Genomic DNA, 23,968 nt, shown 5'->3' with positions numbered 1-23,968 from the left:
GCGCCTCCTTGGTTCAGTGGGAATCCGGTTCGGCGGGACGCCGCACGGTGATCAACGTGCCTCGATCATCCAGCCGGTGGTCTCGGTGCGCTCGGCCCAGAACCGGCCGTAGGTCGGGCTCGCCCGCAGCAGCGTGTCGTGGTCGCCGACCGCTTCGACACCGCCGCGCCCGTCGAGCACGACGACCTGGTCGGCCTGGCGGATGGTCTGCAGCCGGTGGGCGATCACGACCAGCGACTTGTCGCCCGACAACGCGGCGAGCCCGCGCTGGATCAGCAGCTCGCTCTCGATGTCGACGGCGGCGGTCGCCTCGTCGAGCAGCACGATCGAGGCGTTCTTCAGCAGTGCCCGGGCGATCGAGACGCGCTGGCGCTCGCCGCCGGAGAGGGTGCCACCGCTCTCGCCCACCCGCGTGGCGAACCCGTCGGGAAGACGCTCGGCGATCTCGGTGACCCCGGCCCGCTCGGCGGCGGCGAAAACCTCCTCGTCGGTGGCGCCTGGGCGGCCCAGCCGGATGTTTTCCATCAGGGTGTCCTCGAAGAGGTAGACGTCCTGGAACACCATCGACACCTGTGCCATGACGGCGCGGGTACCAAGATCGCGCACGTCGGCCCCGCCGATGCGGATCGCGCCGGAGTCGACGTCCCAGAAGCGTGCGATCAGCCGCGCGAGCGTCGTCTTGCCCGAACCCGAGGGGCCCACGATCGCGGTCGTCGTGCCCGGCTCGACGCGGAAACTCGCCCCGCGGATGACGGGATGCTCCGGCGTGTACCCGAAATGGACGTCCTGGAGTTCGATCGACGAGTCGGCGGGGACCGCGGGATGCTCCGGCTCGGGCGGCAGGGGCGCGTCCATGATCGACCGCAGCGCGGCGAGCGCCCGGTTGGCTATGCCGACCCCGGTGCCGAAGGGCAGAACGTTCCTGACCATCGCACTCATCGCCACGGCCAGCGTGATCACCGCGACGAACTCGGCGGGATCCACCCGGCCCGCGGCGACCAGCGCCACCGCGACGACGACGATGAGCAGCAGCGCCGCGAACCCGGTGGCCGTATGCGCCTGCGCGCCCCGGCCGCGCGTGGCCAGCACGGTCCGCGTCGCGGCACGCTGCGCGACGAGCGCCGCGCGGACGCTGCGCTCGCCGAGCGAACCGGGTCCGGCCGCGCGGACCGCCGGCTGAGCGGCGGCGAACTCGATCACGCGCGCGGCGCCGTCCTCGTCGCGCGCGTCGGCGGCCTGCTCGACCCGCCCGTCGCGGGCCAGTGCCCAGCGGTAGACGACGACCACCACCCCGCCTCCGAGGAGGAAGCTCAGGCCGAGACGCCAGTCGACCACGAACATCACCAGGCCGACGATCGACGGGGGCACGAGCCCGTACAGCATCGGCCGGAGCATCGACTCGGGCGCGTTGGCGGCGAAGGTGACACCTCGCGTCGTGACGTTGCTGATCGACCCGGCCCGGTCGACGTCGAACCAGCCCAGTGGCAGGCGCGCCACCCGCTCCGCGATCAGTTCGTGCATCCGCAGGATGAGCCGGGCGCCCGCCCGCTGACCGAGCAGCGTGCCGGTGACGTCCAGACAGCCGGCGACCAGCCCGAACGCCACGAGCATCCCCAGCGCCGGCAACGCCGAGGCCGGTTCGTCGGAGAGCAGCGCGATCGTCAGGGGGAGGATCGTCACGAACGCGGCGGAGGTCAGCAGCGTCGCACCGGCCACGACGACGCAGTACGCGACGAGCATCCGGCGCGCGGGAGCGTCACCGATCCGGATCAGGAACCTGATCATTCCTTGCTCCCCTGGGTAGCGCCCGACGACCGCGGTGCGAGCGTGCGGGCGGCCTGGTAGGCGCCCCACATCCGGGCGTAGCCGCCGTCGGCGGCGATGAGTTCGTCGTGCGTGCCCGACTCCGCGACCCGGCCGCGGTGGAGCACGACAATGCGATCGGCGTGCGCCACGGTGTGCAGCCGATGCGCGATCACCAACAGGGTGCGACCGCGGGTCAGCGCGGCGAGCGCCTGCTGGATCGCGACCTCCGAGTCCGGGTCGGCAAACGCCGTGGCCTCGTCGAGCACAAGCAGCGGGGTGTCCATCAGCACGGCTCGCGCGATCGAGAGCCGCTGGCGTTCGCCACCCGAGAGCCACGCGCCGTCGCCGACAATCGTGTCGTAGCCCGCCGGCAGCTCCATGATCCGGTCGTGGATCTGGGCGGTCGCCGCCGCGGCGACAACGGCGGCGTCGCTCGCGTCCGGTCGCGCCATCGCGATGTTGTCCCGGATGGACATCCGCAGCAGATACGGTTGCTGGAACACGAAACCGACCACGGAGTAGAGGCTCTCCGCCGGAAGCTGCCGGGTGTCGACCGTGCCCAGCGTGACGGCCCCGCGGTCCGCGTCGATGAGCCGAGGCACGAGCGCCGCGAAGGTGGACTTTCCGGAACCGGACGCCCCGACCAGCGCCGTCATCGTCCCCGGCGCGAGGTGTGCCGTGACCCCGTCGAGCGCGAGCCCGCCGCCCTGCTCGTAGGCGAAATCGACCCGCTCGATCGCGACCGCGTGCCCGTCGGGCACCCGGCCGTCGGGGGCGGCCATGGGCGGCAGCGCGAAGAACGACTCGATCCCGCGGGCGGCGCCGTTGGCCTCCCGCATGAACTCGCGCATCTCGACCAGCAGCACCAGCGGGCCGGCGATGTTGCCCGCCAGGAGCACCGCGGGGACGAGCACGACCGGCGACAGGCCCGCGAACACGACCAGCAGCGTGGCGCCGACGCAGCCGACCACGGCGGCGAACACCGGCGAGGTGAAGGCGTGCACGAGTGCGGCGCCGTGCACCGTCGCCTCCGACCATTCCCGGTAGAAGCGGTGATGCCACCCTGCCCGCTCGACGAAGCGCCGGTGTCCCTTGCCGGCCACTTCGAAGACCTTGATCGGGCCGATGCCGCGCACGTACTCGACCACGGCGGCACCCAGCGACGCGAGGCCCGCGTTGTAGCGGGAGTACCGCGCGGTGACGTCGCGCAGGAGCAGCGGGAGGCTCGCCGCCGCCAGCGCGAGCGGGATCAGCGCGACGAGTCCGAGCCGCCAATCGACCACGAGGAGGAAGACCAGGCTCGACAGCGGTCGAACCGTGCCGTTGACGAAGTCGGGAATGGCGTGTGCGATCAGGTAGTGGATCTTGTGCGGGTCGTCCTGTACCACTTTCTTGACCCGACCGGACGCGTTGCGGGAGAACCAGACCAGCGGCAGCCGCAACAGGTGGGTGACCTGGCGCTGCCGGATGTCCTCGGCCAACGTCGCATCCGCGCGATGACTGACGCCGTAGCCGGCCATGCCCAGGAGCTGGGCGGCGACCAACGCCGCGATCAGGGTTCCGACCAGCTGCCACGCCTCGTGCGCGGCACCCGGATTCCCGCCCAGGGCGGGGACGAGGGTTTCGAAGAGCGCCATCGCCGCGGCGACCGGCACCAGACCCGAGAGCGCTCCGAGAGCCATGAGCACTCCCGACAGGACGAGCTGTCCGCGCACCCCGGCGGCGAGCCGCCAGAACGAACCCCGGGCGCTCGGTTCCCCGCTCAGTTCCTCGTTCATCTGGATCCCCCGCTCAGGCCCAAGGCCGCCAGGTCGGTCACGTACTTCGACACGAGGTCCGGGGACAGGCCCGGAATGACACCGGTGCCACCCACTCCGGCGTCCTGCACGGCCGCGCGGAACCGGGACGCCGACGCGGGCGGGGACGCCGGGGCGGTCGGGCGCCGGAATGCCTCGATCAGCGGCAACGCCGTGAAGGCGGCGATCCGCTCGGGTACGGCGCGTAATCCGATCTCGAATCGCCGCAGCCATTCCGAGTGGTCGTCGATCCGCGTCACCGGCACGCCGCTGTCGATCAGCCAGTCCACGGCGGCGTCGAGGGAGGGTCCCCGCGGGTCGGGGTCGATCGCGTTGTAGGTGCGGTGGCCGGAGCCGGAGTGCGCGCCGCTCAGCCGCACCACGCTCTCCGCCAGGAAGTCGACCGGTACACCGCCGAAGGCAGCGGATCGGGCTTGCTGCCCGGTGCGGTGGTGCGCGGCGAAGGACGCCGGCGCCACTCCGGTGACCAGGATGCTGAGCATCAGCCGGGTGAACATGTCCTGCGGGTTCAGTTGGCCGACGTAGCGCCGGTGCGCCAGGATCAGCCCCGACCGGAAGACCGTGACCGGGAGACCATGGCGGTCGTGGGCGTGTCGCAGCAGCACCTCGCCCGCCCACTTGCTGGTGGCGTACCCGGCGGCGTAGGCCGAGGACAGCGCACGCGTCGGGTTCGTGACCCGGATGTCGTCCTGCTCGCCGAGGTCACCGTCCACCTGGTCGGCGATCCCGATGGTCGACAGGAACACGACCTCCTTGAGCCGCGACGTCAGGGCCAGGTCGATGACGGCGGCGGTGCCCCGCACGTTGGGACCGAACAACTGCTCGTAGGGAAGGACGTGGTTGACCTGCGCCGCCGCATGGATGATCGTGTCCACCCGTTCGGCGAGCCGCGGCCACCGCTCGTCGGTCAACCCGAGCCGCGGGTCGTCGACGTCTCCGGCGACGACGTGGAGCCGGTGTCCGGCCAGCCCGCGGTACCGGTCGAGCAGGCCGGGGTCGCCGGTGTCGAACGCCTGCTCCAGTCGTCGGCGCGCGTCCTCGTCGCTTCTGCCGCGAACCAGGCAGACGACCTCGCGGTCCGGTCTTTCCAGCAGGTGCAGCGCGAGGAACCGACCGAGAAACCCGTTCCCGCCGGTCAACAGCACCGTGCGCCGGCAAGGCGGGCGGTCGGCAGGCGCCGGGCACGCGGCCGCCGTGGCGGTGCCGAGCAGGGCGTCGGCGCGAAGATCGTCGGCGCGGATCGTGGACACCGCGCCGTGCACCGAGCGGGCGGTCGGCCGGCTCGTTCCCGCCACCCTGGCCGCCTCGATGTGGTCCGCGACGTCGCGGAGGGAGGTCGTCGGCCCGGCGAGCACGCTCACCGGAACCTCGACGCCGTAGCTGTCCCACAGCAGCGTCGACAGGCCGAGCGCGGACAGCGAGTCGCCACCGAGATCGACGAAACGCATCTCCGGGACGGGCCGCGTCGCGCGGTCGCCGACGAGGGCACCCACGGCGTGGACGACGGTGTCGAGGACCGTCCGGTCGGCGGCCGCGTGCCGTACGGCGGCGAGTTCGGTCTCCTGCGCGGCGGCCAGATCCCGGTAGAGGCAACCCAGTCGCTCGTCGAACCGGTCCCTTGCCTTCGCGCGGAGCACCTTTCCGAGTCCGGTGAGGAGTCCGTTGTCCACGCTGAACGGCTCGTGCTCGACGATGAGGCTACGGGGGATCTCGTAGGACCGCAGGTCCGCCGCTCTCCCCCAGGCACGGATCTCCCGCGCCAGCGCGGACTTCAGCGCCGCCGGGTCAGGGTGGGTCTCCACCGCCTGGCGGCTGGGCACGACGACCGCCACCAGGTACGCCCGGCCGTTCTGGCCGTGGACGAAGATCTGGTGGATCAGCGGGCTGCCGGCCAGGATCTGCTCGATCCTGGCCACGCTCACGAACTCGGCCTGCGCCAACTTGACCACGTTGTTGCGGCGGTCGACGAACCGCAGTTCGTCCGGCCCGGTCTGGGCCATCACGTCCCCGGTGCGGAGGTAGCCGTCGGCGTCGAAGAGCGCGGCGGTGAGGTCCGGCCGGCCGTGGTAGCCCGGGATCATGGCTGTGGTCTTGACCAGTAGTTCCCCGCGCGGGTAGGGCCGGTCGGTGCCGAAGTAGCCCAGCTCGGGTACGTCGACGAGCTTGTAGTCGATGACCTGCGGTCGCAGGATCCGGTTGTCGACAAGGATCGGTCCGCCCGCTTCGGTGGTCCCGAACCCGTCGTGCAGGGGGACCCCGAGGAGCATCGTCATGAACGATCGCAGTTCGTCGCTCAGCAGCGCGCTGCCGTTGGACGCCCGGGTCACCCGCCCGCCGAGGACGCGATCACGTAGCTCCATCACCGCCTGGTCCCGCGCGTCCTCGCGCGCCGCTCCACCCGCGATCCTGGCCTCGACGTCACTGGTGAACCGCTCGTGGAGGATCTCGCACACCCGCGGGACCACGGCGAGCTCGGTCGGGCGGACCAGCGAGAAGTCCTCGAGGAGGGTCGCCATGTCACCGGACCCGACGAAACAGCAGGTGCCGCCCCTGGCCAACGTGCCGGCGAGCGCGATGCGGCCGGCGATGTGGCTCATCGGCGCGTAGTGCGGGACGATACCCGGCCACGGCGCCTGTGCCAGGCCACGCCAGGAGCCGGCCAGCAGGTGCCGCGGGAACATCGCCCCTTTCGGGTCGCCGGTCGTCCCGGAGGTGAAGAGGATCTGGGACAGCTGCTCGGCGTTGGCCGCGGGCACGTGCAGTGGCGCCGCCGGCAGGTCCCGGCCGATCCGGTCCAGGCTCTCCAGGCTGTGCACACCGGTGCGTTTGTCGACCGCCGTGCGGGCATCGCGCACCGCCTGATCGACCCGACCCGACGATCGGCCCTGCCCCAGCACGATCAGCGACGGCGGCCGGAGATCGGGCGGCAACGCCTTCAGGACGGTCTCCACGAGGTCGATGCCGACGGCGAGAACCCGCGGTCGGGTCGCGGCGACGATGGACACCCACTCCGCGGCCGGGGCGGACGGCGCGACGGGCACGGACACGGCGCCGCCGGCGATGGTCGCGAGTTCCAGGATCGCGTAGTCGACGCTGGGCGACGCCAGCGAGCAGATGACGTCTCCCGGGCGGAGGATGCCCATCGAACGGTGCTGCCACGCCGTGCTGATCGACCGGGCGCGCGTCCAGACCTCCCGGTAGGAGACCGTGGCCAGTCGCGGTTCCCGGCGCTCGGCGAAGCCACCGGAGCCCGACCGCGGCGAGGCCACCGGACGCTCGGCCAGCGCCGGCCGGTCGGCGTACCCGAGCATGATCGTCTCAACGATCTCGCTGAGGGCTCCGGTGGACCTCCGGACCGCGTCCGCCACGGCCGGCAGTGGAAGCCGCGCCCGCACCTCGTCGTCCGCAGCGAGGATCTCCGCAAGTCGCCGTTCCTCGGGAGTCTGCCGCGTCGCGGTCATCGAAGGGTTCCTCCGGTTCGGGTCGGGTTTTCGGGTCCGGGTTCGGTGGTCGTCGCGCCCCTGTTAGGTGGTACGCAACGGTCGGGCGATGTGCGCGGCGACGTCGGCGACCAGGGGTTCTTCGATGCAAGTGAAGTGGTCACCGTCGATATCGACGACGTCGAGGGCGCCGAGGCAGATCTCTCGCCAGAACGACATCGTCGCGTCCTCCATGCCGGGGGCGAACCCGGACGTGGCCTGCGGAAGGAGGAAGCGGATGTCGCCCGTGTAGGGCGCGGGGCGGAAGCGGGTCGACAGGAAGCTGTGCCGCAGCACCCGGAACATCCCCGACACCATCTCCGGCGGTGTGTACTCTCCCGACAGCCGCGAGGCCGCGTTCGCGTACAGGGTGAACCGGTCCTCCTGGCTATGCGCGCCGAGCCGCCGGAAGAGCGCGGCGACCGCGTCGAGGTCCCGGTCGCCGCCGACCTCGCCCAGCGCTCCCACCGGGACCCGGCCGTGGTGCCGTTCGATCGCCTGGGCGAAGGCCCGCCCCGCCGCATCGGAGCTGACCGGGCCGAACCCGAGCCGATCGATGCTGAGTCCCAGATTCGGGATGAACAGCGCCTCCAGCATGAGATCCTCCTCGACGTCGACGAGGACCGGGTGGCTGCTCACCAGGATCAGGTCGTCGAGGTCGATGCCGCGCTCCAACAGCCGCCGAGCCACCTCGGTGGCATACAGGCCGCCCACGCAGTAGCCGATCAGTTGGAAACGCTCGTAGCCCTCGGCGAGCAGCCGATCGGTGTAGTGGTCGGCGAGGCGCTCGATGGTGTTGCTCGGCTCCAGCGCGCAGTACATCTCCGGATCCTCGATCACGATCCCGACCACGGGGCCGAGGTGCTGGGCGGTCAGCCTCGCCGCCAACGGCCGGAAGCACTCCATGGTGCCCATGCCGGCGTGGAACATCACGCGGACCGGTCCGTCACGGGTGTCCCGGAACCGGACCAGGCTCGCGATGGAGGCGTCCAGTCGTGACCCGGTGCCCGCATCGGCGTGATCGGGCGCCGGTCGGGCCCGTTGGCGCAGGAAGCGGGCGAGGTCGGCGATGGTGGGCGAGTTGAGCAGGTGCCGTAGCAGCGTGTCGAACGGAGTGTCGGCGGCCGCCGGAATCTCCTCGCGCAGCCGCCCGACGGTCCGCGCCATGATCAGGGAATCCGCCCCTCGGTCGACCAGGTTCTCGACCCGCCCGATCGGCCCGGTGGCGAGCGCGTCGGACCAGATGGCGGCGAGGGCGGTCTCGAGGTCGTCGGCCGGCGCGTCGTCCGGGTCGGCGGTCTCGGCGGCGTTCGCGGTGGGCAGCCAGCCCTGTACCACGGCCCGATCGACCTTGCCGTTGGTCGACAGGGGCAGCCGGTCGACGATCTGGATGCCGCGCGGGATCATCGGCTCGGGCAGGCGGTCGACGAGGAACCGATGCAGGTCCTCGGGCCGCACCGGCACCCGATCGGCCTTGAAGCGCGCCGCGAACAGGTGCAGTCCGTGCGGCGCGAGGACGTGCTCGTCGTCGGGCAGGCACACCGTCTCCACCGCGCCCGCCTCCGCGAGCAGGGCCAGCCACTGGTCGCGGTCGAGGTAGGACGCTCCGGACCGGCGTGCGGCGTCCTCCGGGGGCGTCATCATGAACGCCTGGGAGGCGAGGATCCACGGGTGCTCGCGGGTCGGCTCGGTGAGCACCATCCAGCCGCCGGGCGTGACCAGGTCACCGAGGCGGCGCAGGGCCGCGCCCGGATCGCGGGAATTCTCCAGCACGCCGGCGGCGAGCACCACGTCGAACGAGTTCGGCGCCAGTCCCTGTGCCCGCATGTCGAGGTCGATGTCGACCACGCCGAACCGGACCCCGGGGTGGGCCCCGAAGCGGGCCCGCGCCGCAGGCAGGAAGAACCGTGACACGTCGGTGAACAGATAGTCGACGTCGGTGCCACCCAGCGCCTCGAGCACGGGCTCCGTGGTGGCTCCGGTACCCGCGCCCACCTCGAGCACCCGCAGACCGAAGGCCCCGGCCGACTCGGTCGCGATGCGCTCCACGATGGTGCGCACGCCCCGGTTGAGGTAGCGGACCATGAGGTTGTCCCGGTACAACGCGTCAGCGACCTCGGTCTGCCCGCCGGGCAGGAGCAGGGCGACCGGATCCTGCTCGCCGACGAGCAGCGCGGGCAGGACCTCGGTGTTGCCCCGCAGGTACCGCAGGAACCCCGCCAGGCCCAGGCCGGTGGCGGCGGCCTCGGTGGCCTGCCAGGTGCGGGCGACGGTTTCCTCGTCGACGGGCGTATTGAGGGCGAACCGCTTTGCGTCGTCCGACGCCGTGAGGTGGCCGGCGTCGGCGAGCACCGCGAGCCAGCGTCCCAGCAACCAGCGGTGGCGCGGGTCGACCGCGGCCGCGATGTCGTCGCCGTCGTGGGTCGCGTCCGTGGTGGGGAAGAAGCCGAGCCGGCGCAGCGCCAGGGTCATGGCCGACAGGACGGCGTCGTCGAGGCGGGCGACGTAGGTGTCCACCTCCGCGCGATCGACACCGGCGACGAGGGCCCCGGTCGCGAAGTGCACCAGCGACGCAATCTGTCCGGCCCGGCCCCGGTCGACGACGGGGGCGCGCCGGGCTGGCTCGACCACGCCGAACAGCGCGCGCGGGCCGCCGGGCTGCCCGTCGACGACCACGCAGGCGGCCGTCACGGCCGGGTGCTCGCAGAGGGCGGCCTCGACCTCCCCGAGTTCGACGCGGTGGCCCCGGATCTTGACCTGGGTGTCCTCCCGGCCCAGGAACTCGATCTCCCCGCCCGGTCGGTAGCGGCCTCGGTCACCCGTGCGGTAGAGCCGCTCCCCGTCCCGCGGGTGGGTGACGAACCGGGCCGCGGTCGTCTCCGGGTCGCCGAGGTAGCCCTGGGCGAGACCCGCTCCGGTGATGAACAACTCCCCCGCGACCCACACGGGGCAGTCCCGATACGACGGATCGAGCACGCGGAAGCCCTGGTTGGCCAGGGGTACGCCGTAGGGGACGCTGGGCCACGCCGGGTCACGGCCGGTGATCGGGTGGTGGATCGACCAGATCGCGGCCTCGGTGGCGCCCCCGAGGCTGACGACCCGCACGCCGGGGATGATGGCGATCTCGTCGGGGAGCGCGACGGGGATCCAGTCCCCGGACAACAGCGCCAGGCGCAGCGACGCCGGCACGGCGGCCGGGCCGGACCGCAGGTAGCTGGTCAGCATCTGCATGAGGGCGGGAACCGAGTTCCACACCGTCACCTCGTGCTCCGCGATCAGCGCGGCCCAGTGCGACGGGTCGGCTCGGCGGGCGGCCTGTGGGTAGACCAGGGCGCCGCCGACCGACAGTGGCCCGAAGATGTCGTAGATCGACAGATCGAAGCCGAGGTTGGAGACGCCGAGCACCCGATCGGCCGCGGTGATCGAGAAGCGTCGGTTGATGTCGCCGACGGTGTTGGCCGCGGCCCGATGGCTGATCACCACGCCTTTCGGGCGGCCGGTGGAGCCCGAGGTGTAGATCACGTAGGCGGGGTCGTCGGGGTCGCGCCGGGGGCCCGGCGTCACCGCCGAGGGTTCCAGGGTGTCCACCTGGATCACCCGTGCCCCGGCCGGCCAGTCGGTGCCGGTGGACAGCCACGACTGGGTGAGGACGTGCCGCGCGCCGGCGTCAGCGATCATCGCCCGGCGCCGCACCGGCGGCTGAACCGCGTCGACGGGGACGAAGACCGCGCCGGCCAGCAGGACACCAAGCACCGCGGCGACCTGTTCGACGCCCTTGTCCATGACGATCGCGACCGGGTGGCCCGCGCCGCAGTCCGCCGCCCGGAGTGCCCGTGCCACCCCCGCGGCCCACCCGGCCAGCTCGCCGTAGCCCACCGTTCGCCATGGGTCGATCACGGCCGGGAGCTGCGGTGTGCGAGCCGCCTGGGCGAAGATCTCCTCGTGCAGCAGGGTGGACGGCAGCGGCGCCGCGGTGTCGTTGACCGCTCGGCGCTCGGCGCTCTGCCAGCGGGGCAGGGCGACCACCTCGTCGGCCTGCCAGGGCGTGTCGCTGCCGGCCAGCTCGCGCAGCAGCGCCTCGAAGGCGGCGAACATGTCGTCGGTAACCCCCGTGGGGAACACGCCCTGCCGGACGTCCCAGTTCACGAGGAGACCCTCGGCGTCGTCCATGGTCTGGCAGTCGATGAACACCTGGGGAGTCTGGGTGACGCTGGCGCCGCCGGGCGGGGGCGTCGACCGTTCACTCTCGGCGGAGTCACCGAGCCCGATCGCGCTGGTGAACACGATCGGCATCAGTGCGGCGTCGCGCCCACGCCGGCGCGCCAGCTCGCGCATCACCTCGATGCCGCTGCACAGCGAATGATCGAGATCCTCGAACAGCTGCGCGCCGATGACGGCGGCTCGCGCCGCGAAGGTATCGGCGTGCGCCCACTCGATGGCCAGCAGGTCGACCGAGGTGAAGTCGCCGACCACCTGGCCGAGCTGGGGGTGCACCGGCTGGCGGTTCAGCACCGTGAGGTTGAGGGTGAACCGGGGCATCCCGCACCAGCGCTGGATCACGGCGGCGTAGGCGGCCAGCACGACGACCGACGGCGTGAGGCCGTGGTCGACGGTGCGTCGCTTCAACCGCTCCCACGCCGAGGTGTCCAGCCGCAGTGACCGGCGTGCGAACCGCGCCGGGGACGGCGGTGCGAGCACCGGCAGTTCGGGGGCGGCGGGCAGGTCGTCCAGTCGCGACCACCAGTAGTCCCGGTGCCGCTGGCCGCGGCTGGACTCCCGCAGTCCGCGCTCGGCGATCACGTGGTCGCGGAAGGTGATCTCCAGCGGGGGCAGTTCGCGGGCCGGCTCGGCGTAGCACGCCTCGAACTCGCCCAGCAGCAGCCAGATGCTGGTCCAGTCGGCGACCAGGAAGTCCATGGACAGGTGCAGCACGGTGTGCGCCGCGGTCTGGGTCAGGCGCAGCGCGAAGACGGGCCAGGTCGTGGTGTCGTGCATCGCGTGGTCCAGCTCGGCCCGGACCGCGGCCAGTTCCGCCCGCGCCCGTGCGTCGTCCAGCCCGCGCAGGTCGAGCTCCGGCAGCACCAGGTGAGCGACGGTGGGCAGTACCCGTTGGTATCCCTCGGGTTCGATGACGACCCGCAGCATGTCGTGCCGCTCCACGAGCCGGTTCCAGGCGGTCTCCGCCCGGCCGGCATCGAGGCGGGGATAGGTGATCTCCAGGTAGACGTGGCACCCCACCCCGCCGTACTCGAAGACCTGCCCTCGCCCGAGGAGATAGGCGGCCTGCACGTCGGTCAACGGGAACGGGTCGTACCTGGCGTCAGGGTCGGGACGCAGCACCACGGGCGGGTCCGCGTCGCGCAGCGACGCGATCACGGCGTCCCTGTTGGCGCGCAGCGCGTCCAGGCGGTCCGGGGTCAGCACACCCTTCGGCGCCCGGTACCGGATCCGGCCCGCCTCCTCCCACAGCTGTACGCCGGTTCGGCGCAGGTCGGCGATGAGTTCGTCCGCGCTGAGGATGTTCGTCACGAGGTGCCCTCCCGCTTCGAGGTGGTGGCGGGACTCAGCACGGCGCCGTGCAGTTTCGCCGGGTCGAGGTCGGTCCGAAGTCCCGCCAGTTCCACGCCGAGCACCTCGGTGGTGGCGGCCGGGACGACGGTCAGGTATGGATCGTTGTCGATGAGGATAGCCATCGCCGGTCGCGCGGCATCGGCCACCGCGAAGCGCACCCGGCCGATGCCGCGCGCGCCGTTGGGGTGCACGATGCTGGCCGGCCGCTGCGGCGGGTCGTAGGCCGACACCACCAGGGGCATGCCGGCGGGGCGGGTCGCGAGGTACTCGTAGCGCACGGCCCGGCCGTCCGGTCGGGTCCGTCTCCCCTTGATCACCCGCGAGGTGTCCACACCCGCGGACCGCAGTGCGGCCCGCGTGTCGGCGAGGCTCGTGGCCTCGGTCTCCAGGGCGAGGTCGCGACAGCCCTGCCCGGGTTGCGCCCAGTGGGCGAGCCGATCACCGGCCGCGGCGCCGAACAGGAGCCCGACGGGTCGGCGCCACCGCCGGGCGGCCGCCGTCAGCTCGAAGAACTCCAGGAACGGACCGTCGGCGAAGCGGATGAAGGCGTTGCGGGCGCGTTCGGGAGCCGAGCCCCACTCCATGGTGAACCCGAGATCCTCGTAGTCGCGGACCAGGGACCGGACGTCGTCGACCTTGCATATGACATGGCTGCATCTGAGCACGGAACGCTCCGTTCACCTCGGGTCGATCGCGGCCGCCGCCGTGGCCGTGACGAGTTCGGTCGCGGGCAGCGGTTGATGGGTCTGGGCCGGACGCAACGCCGGGTAGCCCAGGGCGGTGGTGGTCTCCTGCCAGAGCCGGCACAGCGTCAGGTGGTACTGCTCGGACGCGGGGCTGCCCCGGCCGGCGAGGACCCGGTCCCGGAGCGCGAGCAGATCCGCGCCGATCGCCGCGGGCCACCACCGGGTCAGGATCTCGCGGTAGCTGGGCGGCGACGGGTCGAGTTGGACGAGGCTGGGTTCGGCGAGGAACGCGGCCGCCTCGTCGTCGAAGTCGAAGGCGGTCGTCACCGGGTCCGGGATGTGCAGTCGTGGTGCCCACGTCACGGGTCCGTGGGTGTCGGTCAGGCAGAGGCGACCGGCGTCCGTGCTGATCGAGATCTGCTGCAGCAGCGGAAGGTGGTTGTCCGGGTCGTCGGGATCGATCTCGTGATGCACGATCGCGGTCAACGGGGTGGCCCCGACGTGTCCGGTCAGTACCCGGGCCGGGCCGGCGGGCTCGGGAGCGGCGGTGAGCCCCCAGGGTCGGATCGCGCCCAGCGCCTCGCCGAGGATGTGGACCAGGGGAAAGGCCACCTGGATCGCGCATCGCGCGTCGACATGGCGGGCCGGCCGCCGGGCGAGCAGCTCTCGGGCGGCGGCCACGAACCGGCGCACCGGTGGCAGGTGCACGTACAGGTCTCCGAGCAGGTAGACCACGCCGTGCCGCCGCGCGGCCTGGACGCAGCCGGCGACGTCGTCGTGGTGGACCGGCTGCTCCTGCAGCACGTGGATGCCCAGGGCGAGCAGCTCACGTGCCAGGTCGCTGCCGGCACCGCCGGTCACGCCGGAGCGGATCACGACGCAGGCGACGTCGGCCCGGCCACGCAGCCGGGCGGGGTCGGTGAACAGCGGGACGCCCGCGCGTTCGGCGCAGGCCGCGGACTGGGCGCTGCCGCGGCTGAGGATGCCGACCAGCTCGAAGTCGGCGCGGAGTTCCGCGAGGGCGGCCAGGTAGAACTGCCCGAATGTGGTGCCGCAGACGACGACGCGCAAGCGGCGCCCTTGCCTGCTCACAGGGCACCCGCCTCGACTGTGCGAAGCGCCTCTATCGAGGTCGCCAGGACCGTCACCCGGCACACGCCGGCCGCGAGCAGCCACGTCAGGGTCGCGAGGGGGTCGAGCGCGGTGGCGGCACAGGCCGTTCCCGGTGCCACCGTGCCGTCGTGAACGGCCAACGCGGACACCGCGGTGACCGCCCCGGTCAACTCCGACACGCCGGGCCCCTGCACCAGTCCGGTCCGGGTCCGGGCGACGCCGTCGACCTCGCCGTCGAGCTGGGTCAGCAGGGTCGTGGACGCCGGATGGCCCGCGGCGTCCACTTCGGATGCACGGCACAGGTCCGCGACCGCGTCGGCACGCGGTCGGGTGCGTGCGCGGTCGAGCGCCACACCCCACGTGCCCGGCAGGACGCTGTACCAGTCCGCGCGGGTCAACCCGAGCGCCCGCGCCACCTGTACCCCTTCGTGGTCGAGGTACGGGAAAGCGGACACGCCCTCGGGGAAGAACGGCAGCGCCTCGTCGATCTGTCGGGTGAGCACCCGCGACCGTGGACCCTGCCGCCACGCGGCGAGGGGTTCGCTCGCGCCATCGAGCGCGCCGTCCAGGTAGTCCGCAGCCGCGGTGGCGGTGAACCTGTCCCGTACTCCGATGTAGGCGGTCAGGGTGTGGACCGTGGCGAACTCCCGGGCGGCGAGCCACCGCGGGAAGAGCCCGGACAGCCCCGGCCACGCCCCGGCGGCGAACACGGCCCGCCGATCGTCGCCCGCCGCGCCGCCCTGGGCGACGCGCTCGGCGGTGGCGGCGTCGCCGCCGGCATCCACGTAGTGCGCACCGGCCCGCCACACGGTCCGCGCCGCCGCTTCGGCCAGGTGCTGTGCCGGTCCGGCGCAGTTGGCGACGACGGTACAGCCGCGGGCGAACGCGGCGAGCGACGCCTCCCGCGTGGCGTCGACCCGTACCACCTCGACACCGCCCGGCAGCTCGCCGGCGACCGGCGCCACGGTCTCGGGCCGGCGGCCGCCGAGGCGCAGGTCGGCACCGTGCCGGGACAGCAGCCGGGCGGCGTGCGCGCCGACGGCGCCGGAGGCACCGAGGAGGCCGATCACAGGGCGCCCTCGTCGATGTCGGCGTCCCCGCCGGCGAGCTGCCGGGCGACCGCGGCCACCGTCGGCTCGGCGAAGAAGTCCCGCAGGGACAGGGGGCCGCGGAACCGGTGTCGGAGCCGTTCCACGAGTCGGGTGGCCAGCAGGCTGTCACCGCCGAGGGCGAAGAAGTTCTGGTTCCGCCCCACCGTCAGGGTCAACAGGTCGGTCCAGACGGCGGCAACCGCCTCTTCCAGGGGCCCGTGCGGCGGCTCCACCTGCTCGGGGCCCCGGTCGGTGGCCAGCGACCGGACCAGGGCCGGCCGGTCCACCTTGCCGTTGCGGCCGAGCGGCAACCATGCGACGACCTCGATCCGGTCCGGAAGCATGTGCCGCGGGAGCGCCGACGCGGCGGGCGTCAGCAGCGCCGCCGGGTCGACGTCGGGTGGCGTCTCCGGCCGCCCACCGCTGAGCAGCACGGTCGACGACGCGCCGACCGCGTGATGGGTGATCCCGTGCCAACCGGCGCGCTCGCAGCGGGTGCCCCATTGGCGCGCCGACAGCGTCGGTGACGCGGCGGTGCGGCGTTCGCCGTCGAGGTCGCGGTAGCCGTACTCCAGCAAGGCCGCGGTGAGCAGCGCGAGCGGGGGCAGCTCGCCCTGCTCGACGGCCACGAGCCGGCCCCCGGGGCGGGCCAGCAACCGCGCCAGCGTCGGCCCCTGCGTCGGTTCCGGATAGCGGTGCAGGGCGTTGACGGCGAGGACCATGTCGAAGCGGTGGCGGAGGTCTCCGGGCACCCACAGATCGGGCACCGTCCGGCACTCTGCCGCGTGCGGGTGGGTGGCCAGTCGTCGGGCGGCGTCGGCGACCATCGCCGGTGACCGGTCGAGCAGGGTGTAGCGCACCTGCTCGGGCGTGAGCGAGGACAGGATCCGCTCGGCCGTGTGCCCGGCGCGGCCGTCGATCTCGACGACCTCCATCGGGCGGCCCCGGGCGGCCGAGCGGGCCGCGATCTCGCGGGCCGCCTCGGCCAGCGCGGCGTGGCCGTTCGGGTCGTGGTCGGCGAGCGCGGCGGGGGCCAGCAGGTCGTCGTCGAGGAGCACCGCGGGGTCGAGGGCTCCGGTCAGGATGCGGCGGTAGTCGTCGCGGCGGTGCAGTACCCGGTCGCGGACCCGGGCCACGAACCCGGCGTCGCCGTCGGAGCCCGGCCGGGTGGCCGGCCGCAACGCCGCGTCGAGCCGGGGGCCGGCGCCCAGTGTCCCACCGTCGCCGGTTAGTACCGCGCGGGATCGCAGCCACCGCAGCCAGAGCCGGACGACCGGCCGGTGCTGCTCGGCGACTTCGAGCCGGTCGGTGAGGTCGGCGACGCTCTCGTGGTGGCCGCCGGTGAGCGTCTCCAGCCCCAGGATCCGCACCAGGAGGGCGTCCACCTCGTCGGCCTCGACCGATCCGGCGGAGGGAGCGTCACCGGTGGCATTAAAGTCCACTATGGATGACTCGACCGGAACTGTGTCCACTGTGGATTGCGGTGCTATGACATCTACTGTGGAGTCAGCTATTTCCGTCGCAGGTGACTGCTCCGCGGCACCGGCGGTGCCGGTTTCGACGACGGCCACGACGAGCCGGCGGTCGTCGGTCACGGCGGCGACGGCACGGCCGACGCCGGGCTGGCTCTGGAACGCGGCTTCGATCTCGCCGAGTTCGATCCGGTGGCCACGGATCTTGACCTGGTGATCGGTACGGCCCAGGAACTCCAGGACGCCGTCGGGTCGGTAGCGCCCGAGGTCTCCCGTGCGGTACCAGCGGCCGTCGTCGGTGCCAACGAACTGCCGGGCGGTCTGCCGCGGGGCGCCACGGTAGCCGCGGGCCACTCCGGTGCCGCCGATCCACAGTTCGCCCGGCACCCAGTCCGGGCGGTCCCTGCCCGCGGTGTCCACCACCCGGAACCGCTGGTTGGCCAGCGGCCGGCCGTAGGGGATCGAGGTCCAGCTCGGATCGACCCGCGCGACGTCGGTGAAGTTCGACCAGATCGCCGCCTCGGTCGCTCCGCCGAGGGCGACGAACCGGCACCGCGGTCGGACCGCGGCCACCCGCCCCGGCAGGTCGAGTCCGACCCAGTCCCCGGAGACCAGCACCAGACGCAGCGGCGGCCGGGCGCAGGTGTCGCCCGCAAGCACCGTCAGCAGCATCTCCAGCAGCACCGGCACCGAGTTCCAGATGGTGACGCCGTGCCGCTGCGCGAGGTCCACCCACCGCCGGGCGTCCCTGCGTGCCGCGTCGGTGAGGAGCACCACGGCCCCGCCCACGGACAGGAGCCCGAACACGTCGTACACCGAGAGGTCGAACTCCAGCGCGGAGACCGCGAGCACCCGGTCGCCGTCGCCCACGGCGAACCGGCGGTTGACGTCGGCGATGGTGTTCCACGCCGCCCGGTGAGTGATCTCGACCCCCTTGGGCTCCCCGGTGGAGCCGGAGGTGAAGATCACGTAGGCGAGCCGGTCGGTGTCGACCGTGGCCGGGCCGGGCAGCGGCGCCACGGCGGCGGTCGCGCCGATCAGCACCACCTCGGCCGCGGGGCGCCCGATCGCGCCGGCCTCGTCGGTGACCACCAGTCGGGCGCCGGCCAGGCGCTGCATCCGCTCGCGTCGCGCCGCGGGCTGCTCCGGCCCGATCGGGAGATAGGCCGCACCCGCCGCCAGCACTCCCAGCACGGCGACGATCTGGTCCGGGCCTCTCGGCAGGCTCACCACGACCGGCTCGCCGGGCCCGACCCCCCGGCCCGCGAGCGCACCGGCCACCCGCAACGCTCGGTCGGCCAGTTCGCCGTAGCCCAGCTCCCCGCCTTCGTCCCACCGCAGCGCCACCCGGTCCGGAGCCTCGGCGGCGCGGCGGAAGAACTCCTCGTGCAACGCCACGTCCGCGAACTCCCGCGCGGTGGAGTTGGCCGCTGCCCGGACCCGTCGCTGGGCGGCCGGCAGCAGCTCCGGCACCGGCCGTCCCCACTGCCCCTCCCCCAGCCACGCCAGCACCGCGCGGTACGCCTCGAACAGCGCGTCCAGCACGCCCGTGGCGAAGACCTCCTCGCGGGCGTCCCAGTTGATCAGGATTCCCTGGTCGAACTCGCTGACCTGCACGTCCAGCCAGATCTGCGGGCCTTGCGAGACGATCCAGGCCGGCTCACCGAAGCATTCGCGGGCCGGCGGGGAAAACAGGTCACCGAAGCCGAGGGCGCTGGTGTAGACGACGGGCGCGAGCACGGTCTCGCCGAGCAGCCGTGATGCGTCGCGCAGCACTTCGACCCCCGAATAGCGGCTGTGCCGCACATCCGCGTGGAACCGGTCCTGCAACCGGCGGGCCCGTTCGGCGAACGATCCGGGGGTCGACCCGGCCCAGCTCAACAGCACCGACGAGGTGAAGTCGCCCACCACAGCGTCGATGTGGGGATGCCGCGGTTCTCGGTCGAACAGCGGCAGGTTGAGCAGGAAGTCGGGCTCGGTGCTCCACGCCGTGAGGGTCTCGGCGAACGCGGCCGCCAGCGTCATCGACGGGGTCAACCCGTGGTGTCGGGAGAGTTCACGCAACCGGTGTGTGGTCTCCGGTGCCAGCCAGTGGCTGCGGCGCACCACCTGCGTCGCCGGGGCCGCCTCAAGATCGGCGCGTACCGGCAGTTGGGGTGCCGCGGGCAGTTCAGCCAGACGCGCCCGCCAGTAGTCCCGGTCGGCTTCGACCCGGTCGGTGGGGCGGGTGGCCCGGTGGTCCGCGCAGTAGCGGGGGAAGCTGTAGTCGAGTGTGGGAAGCGGCGCATCCGGGTGCGCGTACAGCCGGGCCAGGTCATCGAAGAGGGTCTGCACGCTGAGGGCGTCGGCGGGGATCATGTCGAGGTCGAGGTGCAGCCGGGTGCCGCCGGCGCGGATCGCGTCCGGCAGCAGCGAGAGCCGGACATCCAGCACCCGGCCGGACGCGACCTCCAGTTGCTGGGTGGACATCAGGCGCCGCAGCCGCGTCAGGGCGTGCTCGGCACGGTCGGCGGGCATGGCCCGCAGGTCCTGGACGGGCAGGCCGGGCCACCCGGCGTCCGGGAGGACCCGCTGGTAGCCGTCGCCGCCGATCTGCACCCGCAGCATGCCGTGCCGCTCGATCAACGCGCGCACCGCGGCCGCCAACCGCTGCGGGTCGACACCGGTGCCGTCGAACTCGAAGTAGAAGTGAGCCGCGACCCCACCGAGTCGTTGCCCGGGCGCGCGACCCACCCAGTAGGCGTGCTGCATGGTGGTCAGCTCGAACGGCGCGCACTCGTCGGTCTCGCCGGCGCGGGCCGCGCCCTCAACTTCTCCGTGCGGCTGCGCGGCAGCGTCTCCGTGCGGCTGCGCGGCAGCGTCTCCGTGCGGCTGCGCGGCAGCGTCTCCGTGCGGCTGCGCGGCAGCGTCTCCGTGCGGCTGCGCGGCAGCGTCTCCGTGCGGCCGCGTGACGAGTTCCCGCCAGGCGGCCAGTGTCGGTTGCGCGATGAGGTCGGCGAAGCGCACCGTCGCGCCGGCCTGCTGCCACTGGCCGGCCAGGCGCATCATCGTCATCGAGTCCATACCAAGTTCGATGAGGTTCAGATCCTCACCGATGTCCTCGACCGGAAGCTCCAGAACGGATGCGACCGTGTGGCGCACGTCGTCGTGCGGGTCGAGTTCACTGGTTGTCGGATGCACGTGCTCGCCCCCTCCCGGATCAGGCATCAGGCCGCGCGCGAGGCCCACAGCAGGCCCAGCTCCAGGTCCTTCCACACGCAGTCCACCTCGCTGAAACCGGCTCGGCGCAGCCAACGCAGGTGCGAATCGACGTCCGCCGGGGTGACCCGGACGTCCCAGTTGTAGTGCCGGGTGGGGTCGCGGCGGTACAGCTCGGCCAGCCCGTCGCTGGCGGGGAAAAGAAGATCCATGTTCAGCAGGGCGCCGCCGGGGCGGAGCACACCGAAGATGTCGTGGTAGACCCGCTCGACCAGTTCGGGCCCTGCCACGTTGTGGATGGCCAGCGCCGACACGACGGCGTCGAAGGGGCCGCCGAGACGGTCCGCCCAGCCGCGCTCGTTCATGTCCGCCAGCCGGTAGGTGACGCGGGTTCCGTAGCGGCCGAGACGCTCCGCGGCCACGCTGACCATGGCCTGCGAGTAGTCGTGCAGGGTAACGTGTGCCGCCGGCCACCGTTCGAGGACTTCGGCGCTGACGGCACCGTAGCCGCCACCGACGTCGAGGACGCGTATCGGTCGGGCGTGCGTCGCCGGGATCAGCCCGGCCAGGCGACGCAGCATCGGCCGCCGGTCGACGTCGCGGGTCGCGTCGCCCTCGATCCATTCGGAGACATAGGTTGCCGAGTGCCAGTCGTGCGTACCGTTCGGCCGAAAGTCAGCGCCCACACCACGTCCAATCTGTCGGGACAACAGCGCGTCCGACGGGCCTCCGGCGGGCGTCGTCGCGCCACCAGAAGCCCAGATGGTAATGATAATCATTGCAAAGACTGTCGGCGTCCGCCACCCATCGGTTCGCGAAATCTTCGGCTGTCCGATGTGGACACGACAATCTCGCCCCGGAGCGCACCAGCGATCAGCCGCGACAACGCGCCATCCGGGGCCACCCCGGGCCCACCTGGAGCATGGCGATAATGGGTGTCATGCTCACCGCCCTGCACCGAGGAGTGCCCGGCTCGCCCACCGTGGTCGTCTTCCCGCACGCGGGCGGCAGCCCGCGCTTCTTCCAGCACTGGGGGACGGCTCTGCCGGCGACCACCCTCGTCGGCGTCACCTACCCCGGGCGGGACACCCGCGTCGACGTCTCGTACGGCGACAACCCCTACGGCGACGACCTTGTCGGCCTGGCCCGTAGCGCCGCCGACGCGATCGGCCACGCCGGAATCGCGTCGCCGGTACTGGTCGGCCACTCGATGGGCGCCTATGTCGCGTACGAGGTCGCGGCCGCGCTCACCCGCGCCGGAACCACCGACGTGCGGGTGGCGGTCTCCGGACAGAACCCACCCGACGACCGCCCGACCACCACCCTGCACCTCGCGGACGACGCGGACCTCGTCGCCGACATGGTCCGCCAGGATCCGGGCTCCGCGCCGCTGTGGCAGCTCCATGAGGTGCGGTCGATGTTTCTGCCGGCCGTCCGGGAGGACTATCGGTTGCTGGAGACCTACACGGCCACCGCGACGGTGGTGGCCGAACTGCTCGTCTGCTACGGCGATCGTGACCACGAGGTCTCCCCCGATCGACTCGACGGGTGGCGCCGGTACGCGGCCCGGTTCCATCCACCCGTCGCCCTGTCCGGTGGCCACTTTTTCCTCAAGGCCCCCGATGCCCAGCTGCCGCGGCAACTCGCCGGCTACTTCGGGCTGTGCTGAGGCACGGTCAGGAACCTGCCGCCGGGCCGGCGATCCGCGCCATCAGCGCCTTCCGGTCGATCTTCCCGATCTTCGTCAGGGGGAGGCGATCCACGTACTCGATCCGGTCCGGAAACTTGAAGCTCGCCACCCCGCGCGCCTGGAGGAAGGCCCGGATCTCCCGTAGGGACCGCGGCCGCTCGCAGACGAGGAACACGCAGACCCGCTCGCCCAGCTCGGAATCGGGGACGGGCACCGCGGCGGCGGCGCTGATCGCGGGGTGCGCGACCAGGTGGCCTTCCAGCTCCGCACACGGGATCTTGTCTCCGCCTCGGTTGATCACGTCCTTCAGCCGCCCCTCGATCACCAGGTGCCCGGAGGGGAGCCGCCGGGCCAGGTCGCCGGTGCGGTACAGGCCGTCCGGCGTGAACGACCCGGCGCTGCTCTCCGGCGCGCGAAAGTAGCCCCGCACGGTGTACGGTCCCCGCGTCCACAGCTCTCCCACCCCGCCAGCCTCGACATCGACCCCGTCGGGATCCACGAGCCGGACCTCGTCGGCCGGGCACGGTGGCCGTCCCTGGGTGGTGAGCACCAGATCGTCCGGGTCGTCGAGCGCGGTCATCGTCAGCAGGCCCTCGGCCATGCCGTACACCTGCTGGAGACCGCAGTCGAGGCGCTGCGTGGCGCGCCGCGCGCTCTCCGGTCGGAATACCGAGCCGCCGACCTGAACGAGCCGAAGACTCGACAGGTCGCTCCGGTGCCACCGGGTGGCCTCGGTCCAGAACTCCACGACGGAGGGTACGAGCGTGGTCCAGGTGACCCGCGCACGCTCGATCAGCGGGAACGCGTCGTCCGGGCTCGACGTCGGCGACATGACAGCCGTCCCCCCGGAGGTGAGGGTGCCCAGTAGGCCCGGACAGGCGAGCGGGAAGTTGTGTGCCAGTGGCAGGGCCGCGAGGTAGATGTCGTCACGGTCCAGGCCCGCCGCGGCGCACGCGTTCGGCAGGTAGGCGTAGTTCTCATGGGTGCGTGGCACCAGCTTCGGGCCGCCCGTCGTGCCGCCGGACATCACACACAGCGCGAGGTCGTCGGCGTCGACGTCCGGGCGTGGTTCGGGCCCGTGGTAGAGCTCCCGCACCGGGGTGAACTCCGCCGGTTCCCCGGCGACCACCACGTGCCGCACCGTCCCGACGTCCACGCACAGCTCCCTCGCCTGGGTCCGGAAGTCGAAGCCGCCGTAGTGGTCCGGAACGACGTAGGCCGCCGGCTCGGCGATCTGCATCAGCGCCCGGAGTTCCTGTCGCCGGTAGGCGGGCATGACGAGCACGGGCGTCGCGCCGACCCGCATCAACGCGAACAGCACCTCGACGAACTCCACGCCGTTCGGGAGCTGGACGACGACCCGGTCGCGGGCCGTCACGCCGAGCGCGACCAGTCCGTTCGCGAGGCGATCGCACCGGTTGTCGAGCTCGGCGTAGGTCAGCCTGGCGGCACCGGCGACGACGGCCAGGGCGTCGGGATACCGTCGCGCGCACTCGCGGAACCGCTCCCCCAACGTGCGGCCCTGCCAGTGGCCTGCTCGGCGGTAGTCCGCGGCCGTGGATTCCGGGTAGGGGGTCCAATCGCGTCCCATCGTCCTCCTTCGAAGGGTGGGATCGGGCGCCGCACGGCGGTTCGGGTGGGCCATGCGCCGGTCGGGTCAACCGGCAGGGGGCGCGGAGAAGTCGCCGACGCTCTGCCAGGGCTGCTCGATGTCGATGAGGCGGTCGCCGGCGCGGAGCCGTTCGTGGGCGACGTCGCGACCCACCCCGATCGGTGCTTCGCCCCGGCCGACGGTGTCCGCCGCCCGCAGCAGCACCCGCCGCACGTGGGCGACCGCCCGGTCGGTCGCACCGAGGTGTTCCCGGCTGCGGTCGTAGATCGGCCCCATGCTCTCCTGCACGGCGAGATCCTCGAGCATGATCCCGTCGATACCCGACCAGCTCGCGCCGGATTCCATCGCGGTCCGGTCCTGCCGCCACCGGGTGACCCCCTGCCGCACCGGGTGCGGGTCGTCCGCGGCCTCCGGGGGCGGGCAGCCGGCCTTT

Annotated in this window: 11 protein-coding genes and 1 pseudogene; 1 reads left to right on the top strand and 11 read right to left on the bottom strand. The window is 72.5% G+C overall.

From position 1 onward, the window contains the following. Positions 1 to 51: 51 nt before the first annotated feature. The 9 genes from KJS59_RS08640 to KJS59_RS08600 form a co-directional block, all read right to left on the bottom strand. Complete coding sequence (locus KJS59_RS08640) at positions 52 to 1,785, bottom strand: ABC transporter ATP-binding protein (protein WP_213451848.1); 1,734 nt, start codon at positions 1,783 to 1,785, stop codon at positions 52 to 54. Continuing rightward, a complete protein-coding gene (locus KJS59_RS08635) occupies positions 1,782 to 3,584 on the bottom strand; it encodes an ABC transporter ATP-binding protein (protein ID WP_213451846.1) in 1,803 nt (600 codons plus the stop codon). The genes KJS59_RS08640 and KJS59_RS08635 overlap by 4 nt, the downstream gene beginning before the upstream one ends. After that, the gene (gene car, locus KJS59_RS08630; RefSeq protein WP_213451844.1) at positions 3,581 to 7,084 is read right to left on the bottom strand and encodes a carboxylic acid reductase; all 3,504 of its coding nucleotides are present in this window, start codon (positions 7,082 to 7,084) and stop codon (positions 3,581 to 3,583) included. Before car ends, KJS59_RS08635 begins: the two co-directional genes overlap by 4 nt. 63 nt (positions 7,085 to 7,147) lie before the next feature. Further along, entirely contained in the window at positions 7,148 to 12,631 is a 5,484-nt protein-coding gene (locus KJS59_RS08625) for an amino acid adenylation domain-containing protein (RefSeq protein ID WP_213451843.1), read from the bottom strand. Continuing rightward, entirely contained in the window at positions 12,628 to 13,338 is a 711-nt protein-coding gene (locus KJS59_RS08620; RefSeq protein WP_213451842.1) for a VOC family protein, read from the bottom strand. The genes KJS59_RS08625 and KJS59_RS08620 overlap by 4 nt, the downstream gene beginning before the upstream one ends. A 12-nt stretch (positions 13,339 to 13,350) precedes the next feature. After that, the gene (locus KJS59_RS08615) at positions 13,351 to 14,430 is read right to left on the bottom strand and encodes a Gfo/Idh/MocA family oxidoreductase (RefSeq protein ID WP_213451841.1); all 1,080 of its coding nucleotides are present in this window, start codon (positions 14,428 to 14,430) and stop codon (positions 13,351 to 13,353) included. A 17-nt stretch (positions 14,431 to 14,447) separates the two neighbouring features. After that, complete coding sequence (locus KJS59_RS08610) at positions 14,448 to 15,542, bottom strand: saccharopine dehydrogenase NADP-binding domain-containing protein (protein WP_213451840.1); 1,095 nt, start codon at positions 15,540 to 15,542, stop codon at positions 14,448 to 14,450. Then, positions 15,539 to 20,215 (bottom strand): non-ribosomal peptide synthetase, encoded by a 4,677-nt coding sequence (locus KJS59_RS08605; RefSeq protein WP_213451839.1) that lies wholly within the window; start codon positions 20,213 to 20,215, stop codon positions 15,539 to 15,541. The genes KJS59_RS08610 and KJS59_RS08605 overlap by 4 nt, the downstream gene beginning before the upstream one ends. A gap of 26 nt (positions 20,216 to 20,241) precedes the next feature. After that, positions 20,242 to 20,919 carry a class I SAM-dependent methyltransferase gene (locus tag KJS59_RS08600; protein WP_213451838.1) on the bottom strand — a complete coding sequence of 226 codons (678 nt, stop codon included), beginning with the start codon at positions 20,917 to 20,919 and terminating at the stop codon, positions 20,242 to 20,244. 254 nt (positions 20,920 to 21,173) lie between these two features. Between KJS59_RS08600 and KJS59_RS08595 the strand changes: the two genes are divergently transcribed. Further along, positions 21,174 to 21,902 (top strand): thioesterase II family protein, encoded by a 729-nt coding sequence (locus tag KJS59_RS08595; RefSeq protein ID WP_213451837.1) that lies wholly within the window; start codon positions 21,174 to 21,176, stop codon positions 21,900 to 21,902. Between the two features lie 7 nt (positions 21,903 to 21,909). On the opposite strand, the gene KJS59_RS08590 is transcribed toward KJS59_RS08595, so the two are convergent. Then, positions 21,910 to 23,514, bottom strand: a complete 1,605-nt coding sequence (locus KJS59_RS08590) for a (2,3-dihydroxybenzoyl)adenylate synthase (protein WP_213451836.1) — start codon at positions 23,512 to 23,514, stop codon at positions 21,910 to 21,912. A gap of 66 nt (positions 23,515 to 23,580) precedes the next feature. Then, positions 23,581 to 23,968: pseudogene (locus KJS59_RS08585) on the bottom strand (hypothetical protein); the annotation flags it as partial.

The sequence above is a fragment of the Rhizomonospora bruguierae genome (assembly GCF_018397995.1).
Classification (GTDB): domain Bacteria; phylum Actinomycetota; class Actinomycetes; order Mycobacteriales; family Micromonosporaceae; genus Rhizomonospora; species Rhizomonospora bruguierae.
The sequence above is the reverse complement of the archived record's forward strand: the minus strand, read 5'-3'. Positions and strand labels throughout refer to the sequence as shown.

Bases quoted from the DNA above. Each gene is read 5' to 3' on its own strand.
- KJS59_RS08640 (WP_213451848.1), bottom strand. From the start codon at position 1,785: ATGATCAGGTTCCTGATCCGGATCGGTGACGCTCCCGCGCGCCGGATG.
- KJS59_RS08635 (WP_213451846.1), bottom strand. From the start codon at position 3,584: ATGAACGAGGAACTGAGCGGGGAACCGAGCGCCCGGGGTTCGTTCTGG.
- car (WP_213451844.1), bottom strand. From the start codon at position 7,084: ATGACCGCGACGCGGCAGACTCCCGAGGAACGGCGACTTGCGGAGATC.
- KJS59_RS08595 (WP_213451837.1), top strand. From the start codon at position 21,174: ATGCTCACCGCCCTGCACCGAGGAGTGCCCGGCTCGCCCACCGTGGTC.
- KJS59_RS08590 (WP_213451836.1), bottom strand. From the start codon at position 23,514: ATGGGACGCGATTGGACCCCCTACCCGGAATCCACGGCCGCGGACTAC.